This window comes from Flavobacterium sp. (genome assembly GCF_031423415.1).
Lineage (GTDB): Bacteria > Bacteroidota > Bacteroidia > Flavobacteriales > Flavobacteriaceae > Flavobacterium.
In genome coordinates this window covers 1-5,309 of sequence record NZ_JANPFL010000164.1, presented here as the reverse complement: position 1 = coordinate 5,309, position 5,309 = coordinate 1, and the positions used below count along the sequence as shown (strand labels likewise).

Sequence of the window (5,309 nt, the reverse complement as noted above, 5' to 3'; positions counted from 1 at the left end):
GTCAAATTGTTTGTTGGCTTGAATCAAGGCTTCCATCATTTGCATCGAATTTTGCACATGAACATTGTCGTCTCCCGATCCGTGAATCAGTAAAAATTTACCTTTTAATTTTTCAACAAAATTTATTGGGGAATTATCGTCGTAACCGCTTGGGTTTTCTTGTGGGGTTTGCATATACCTTTCGGTGTAAACGCTGTCATAAAAACGCCAGTTGGTTACTGGAGCCACTGCAATCGCCATTTTGAATACGTCATTCCCTTTCAAAATGCAGTTACTCGACATAAAACCACCATACGACCAACCCCAAATTCCGATTCTGGATTTATCGACATAAGGGTAATTTCCTATTACTTTGGCCGCATCTATTTGGTCTTCGACTTCGTATTTTCCTAATTGTTTGTATGTGATTTTTTTGAAATCGGCACCTTTGTAACCCGTTCCGCGGCCGTCAACACAAGCCACAATATAGCCTTGTTGGGCGAGCATTGCAAACCAATAATCGTCATACGATCCCCATTCGTTATTGACTTGTTGCGAACCTGGTCCAGAATATTGAAACATAAAAACAGGATATTTTTTGGATGCATCAAAATCCTTTGGTTTCATTATCCAAGCGTTTAACTCATTCCCTTTCTCCGTTTTCAAGACGAAAAATTCTTTTTGCGGTACATTATAGGATTTTAGTTTGGCTGCCAAAGCTTCGTTATTTTCTATGACCTGAATTTGTTTTCCAGTTTTAGATTCGTTTAAAGTGTAGGCAGTTGGCTGAGAAGCAGTCGAAAAAGTGTTGATAAAAAATTGAAAATTCGGACTGAAAGTAGCTTTGTTTGTCCCGAGTTTTTCTGTTAATCTCGTTTTGTTTTTGCCGTCTAGACTAATTCTGTAAATGTCACGATTGATAGAACCGTTCTCTGTCGATTGGTAAAAAACTGATTTGGTTTTCTCATCAAGACCATAATATTCGGTTACTTCCCAATTGCCTTTGGTCACTTGATTTACCAATTTTCCGTTTTTGTCATAATGGTAAATGTGGTTGAAGCCGTCTTTTTCCGAAGTCCAAATAAAACTGTTATCTTTTAGAAAAGTTAAGTTATCCGTATCCACAAAATCAATGTAGGATTTGTCTTTTTCGTTTAAAATAACTTTGGTTGCTGCCGTTGTTCCATCTACAAATAACAAATCGAGACTGTCTTGATGGCGATTTAAAATTTTTGCCGCTAAAATATTGGCGTCAGTCGTCCATTCAATTCTTGGAATATAAAAATCGTTGTATTGGCTTAAATCGACCTTTTTGGTGGTTTTGGAATCGACATTGTATAAATGCAAGGAGACCAATGAGTTCTTTTCGCCCGCTTTTGGGTATTTGAAAGTTTCTATTTTTGGATACAAATCTTTCGCAAAAATAGACATCGAAAATTCTGGAACCTGACTTTCGTCAAAACGAATATAGCCTATTTTTTTGCTGTCCTGACTCCAATCGAAAGCTCTTACAAAAGCAAATTCTTCTTCGTAAACCCAATCCGTGATTCCGTTGATTATGGAATTTTTCTTTCCATCGCCTGTAATTTGGCTGTTGGTTTTGGAAGCCAAATCATAAATATAAATATTATTTTCCTTGGCATACGCTATCTTTTTGCCATCGGGTGAAAAAGTAGGTTCCTGCACTTGTTCCAGAATTTTAGTCAATGCTGCGGTTTCCAAATTGTACAGAAAATAATCGGCAGTAAAGGAATGGCGGTAGATTTGATTCGTATTGTTTGCAATCAACATCATTTTTTCGTCAGTACTGAAAGTGTAACTATCGATTCCACCAACTAATTTGCTTTGATTTTTAGTGTCAATAAGAGTAGAAACTTTTTTTAAAGTTGCGAAATCGAATAGATCAATTTGCATACTTCGGCTGGTTTGATCAACATTTAAAACCGTATATTGATTAGTGTTTTTCATCGATTGCAATTCATCCATTCCTTTGGCTTGAAATTGTCCAGTATAAATGGCTTCGACGGTAATTTTTTGTTGTGCAAAAACACTAGTTAATAGCAACAAAAACAGTAGGTTAATTTTATTTGAAATCATCAATTTTTTATTAATTATAAAGTCCCCAATTTTAGTGAAAATTTTACAGTTATTTCACGTTGCGACTGTTAAATGTTATAAAAAAAGAAATAAGTTGCAAAACTCAGTTATAAACCAATTTTTTATTAATTTTGAATCAAACAAAAATGAATATGGAAACTATCAAAATCGAATTTCAATCTAACGTAAAGGAAAAATTAATAGAATTTTTGAATTCTTTTTCTAAAAGTGAATTGCATATTGTTGAGGAAGATAGTCCAATTAAAGAAGACAAATCTTTTGAAGAATATCGAGACAGATTGCATTTAGCAGCTAAAAGAATAGAATCTGGAGAAAGTAAGACTTACGATTTAGAAGAATTAGATGCGATGTTGGAAAAAATAATTTCTGAATATGAAAATTAAATTTTCAGATGATTTTTATTTTTTCTTAGCTGAAATAGTTCGTTTTATAGCCAAAGACAAACCTACTGCTGCAAGAAAGTTCAAAAAAAATTTGATTTCTGCCATCAGAAAAGATTTGAAATTTCCCTTCAACTTCAAAAAGTCGATTTATTATAATGACGAATCTTATAGAGATTATGTTTTCAAAGGTTATACGATTTCGTATCAAATTATTGAAAACGAGAACACAGTTCTTGTTATAGGAATCATCAAAAACAAACATTCTTATTAGAAAATCAGTAATGACAAACACTATCGCCGGATTTTCAAAATTATCCAAAGAAGAAAAAATAAACTGGATTGCCAAGGAATACTTTTCTAATCCCGAAGAAGCCATTTCAATCCTAAAAAATTACTGGAATACCGACGAAAAACTTCAAAAATTGCACGATGAATTTATCGAAAACACCATAAGCAATTTCTACATTCCGCTCGGCGTAGCACCTAATTTTTTGATTAACGGAAAATACAATAGCATTCCGATGGCAATTGAGGAAAGTTCGGTGGTTGCTGCAGCCTCAAAAGCGGCTAAGTTTTGGTCCACTCGTGGTGGATTTAAAGCGACTGTTCTCAACACCGAAAAAATTGGACAAGTTCATTTTATTTTCAAAGGTGAGACATCGAAACTGGCCTTATTCTTTGCCAAAACTAAAACCAAATTGTACTCCAACACCGAAAGCATTACCAAAAATATGCAAAAGCGTGGTGGTGGAATTCTTGATATTGAACTCAGGGATAAAACCAATTTATTGCCCAATTACTATCAATTGCACGCTACTTTTGAAACCAAAGATTCGATGGGCGCCAATTTTATCAATTCGTGTTTGGAGCAATTTGCCAAAACGTTGAAAGAAGAAGCGCAACATTATGATTCCTTTTCCGAAGCAGAAAAAGACATCGAAGTAGTGATGAGCATTCTCTCGAATTATGTTCCAAACTGTATCGTGCGTGCCGAAGTTTCTTGTCCTGTTGACGATCTAGCTGAAAAACATATCGAAAATCCAAAAGCATTTGCTGAAAGATTCATTCGAGCGATTCAAATTGCCGAAGTTGAACCTTTTCGAGCTGTAACTCACAACAAAGGAATTATGAACGGAATCGATGCGGTTGTGCTTGCCACCGGAAATGACTTCCGCGCTGTTGAAGCCGGAATTCACGCTTATGCGTCTAGAAACGGAAGCTATTCAAGTTTGTCCCACGCCAAAATAGAAGACAATATTTTTACTTTTTGGCTGGAAGTTCCGTTGGCTTTAGGAACCGTTGGCGGATTGACGTCTTTACATCCGTTGGTAAAATTATCTTTGCAAATGTTGGAAAATCCATCTGCCAAGGAATTGATGCAGTTTGTAGCGGTGGCGGGCTTAGCACAGAATTTTGCTGCTTTGCGCTCACTAACCACCACTGGAATTCAGGATGGGCATATGAAAATGCACTTGAACAATATTCTAAACCAATTTGAAGCTAATGAAGAAGAACGTGTTTTGATTCGGAAACATTTCAAGCATCACGTAGTTTCGCATAGCGCTGTGGTGGACTATATTGAGACTTTGAGAAAATCGGTTTAGATATTAGCCACGGATTAAGCGGATTGAACAGATTTACACAAAATTTTATTTAAAAATGTGTCGCAATAATAAATGAGATTGTGTTGCTTCGTGCCTCGCAACTCCTCGTAATGACAATGAAAAAAGAATTTTACAGTAACGGAAAACTATTAATTACCGGAGAATATTTAGTTCTTAATGGTGCCAAAGCTTTGGCGCTACCAACTAAATTTGGACAAAAACTAATTGTTGAAAACGGAACAAATCAGGAAGTAAATTGGATTAGTTATGATGCTGACGGCAGTATTTGGCTTGATATCCAACTTTCGTTTGAGGACATTTTGGGCAAAACTATTCTCGAAGAATCTGAGTCTGTAAAAAATACTTTAATCGAGATTTTGCATCAAGGCTATTTATTAAACTCTGATTTTATTGACAATTCCGAAGGGTACCAAATCACCACTCAATTGACTTTTCCAAGAAATTGGGGCTTGGGAACTTCTTCTACTTTAATCAATAATGTTGCACAATGGTTGGGAATTGATGCCTTTGTATTACTTAACAATAGTTTTGGTGGTAGCGGATACGATATTGCCTGTGCTCAAAATGACTGTCCAATTTTATATCATTTAGAAAATGGAAAACCGATAGTCGAAAAAGTAACTTTCGACCCTGAATTTTCTGAAAATTTATATTTTGTTTATTTGGATAAAAAGCAAAACAGTAAAGCAGCAATCGCTTCTTATTATAACAACAACAACAGCCATTTAGCCGATGATATTGTAACAAACGACAAAATAACTCAAGAAGTTTTAAATGCCAAAAACCTTCATGAATTTGCCTTCGCTTTAGAAGAACACGAAGCCAAAATGAGTACTATTCTCGAGATGCAAACCATAAAAGAATCCTTGTTTCCCTATTTTAATGGTGTTATAAAAAGTCTTGGTGCGTGGGGTGGAGATTTTGTTTTGGTGATTTCAAAAGAAAATCCTGATGACTATTTCAACGAGAAAGGGTTTAAAACTATAATCACTTATAAAGATATGATTCTATGATTTGTTACGAAAAACTGAAGGCTATTAATTCGTAAAAGAACCAAGATTATGTAGTCATTCCTTAAAAATGAATTAACAATTTGATTGTTAATAACTTGTGATTAAATTCAGTTGAAAACAGTACTTTTAAATCGCCAAAAAGTGTATATTTCGGTATAAAAAAGTGGCAATATGTTAGGCAAAATAAAACC

General features: G+C 34.9%; 5 protein-coding genes. 4 read left to right on the top strand and 1 reads right to left on the bottom strand.

Going from position 1 to position 5,309, the window contains the following annotated elements; genetic code table 11:
- On the bottom strand, nucleotides 1-2,076 hold a 2,076-nt coding region (locus tag RMO83_RS13960; RefSeq protein WP_310560312.1), incomplete at its 3' end, for a DPP IV N-terminal domain-containing protein.
- Nucleotides 2,077-2,228: 152 nt separating this feature from the next.
- Between RMO83_RS13960 and RMO83_RS13955 the strand changes: the two genes are divergently transcribed.
- From RMO83_RS13955 to RMO83_RS13940, 4 genes are all read left to right on the top strand, one after another.
- Nucleotides 2,229-2,480 carry a hypothetical protein gene (locus tag RMO83_RS13955; protein WP_310560311.1) on the top strand — a complete coding sequence of 84 codons (252 nt, stop codon included), beginning with the start codon at nucleotides 2,229-2,231 and terminating at the stop codon, nucleotides 2,478-2,480.
- The gene (locus RMO83_RS13950) at nucleotides 2,470-2,751 is read left to right on the top strand and encodes a type II toxin-antitoxin system RelE/ParE family toxin (protein ID WP_310560310.1); all 282 of its coding nucleotides are present in this window, start codon (nucleotides 2,470-2,472) and stop codon (nucleotides 2,749-2,751) included. The genes RMO83_RS13955 and RMO83_RS13950 overlap by 11 nt, the downstream gene beginning before the upstream one ends.
- A gap of 10 nt (nucleotides 2,752-2,761) precedes the next feature.
- Nucleotides 2,762-4,084: a hydroxymethylglutaryl-CoA reductase, degradative gene (locus tag RMO83_RS13945; protein WP_310560309.1), complete on the top strand. Its 1,323-nt coding sequence runs from the start codon at nucleotides 2,762-2,764 to the stop codon at nucleotides 4,082-4,084.
- Between the two features lie 116 nt (nucleotides 4,085-4,200).
- The gene (locus tag RMO83_RS13940; protein WP_310560308.1) at nucleotides 4,201-5,118 is read left to right on the top strand and encodes a GYDIA family GHMP kinase; all 918 of its coding nucleotides are present in this window, start codon (nucleotides 4,201-4,203) and stop codon (nucleotides 5,116-5,118) included.
- Nucleotides 5,119-5,309 lie beyond the last annotated feature (191 nt).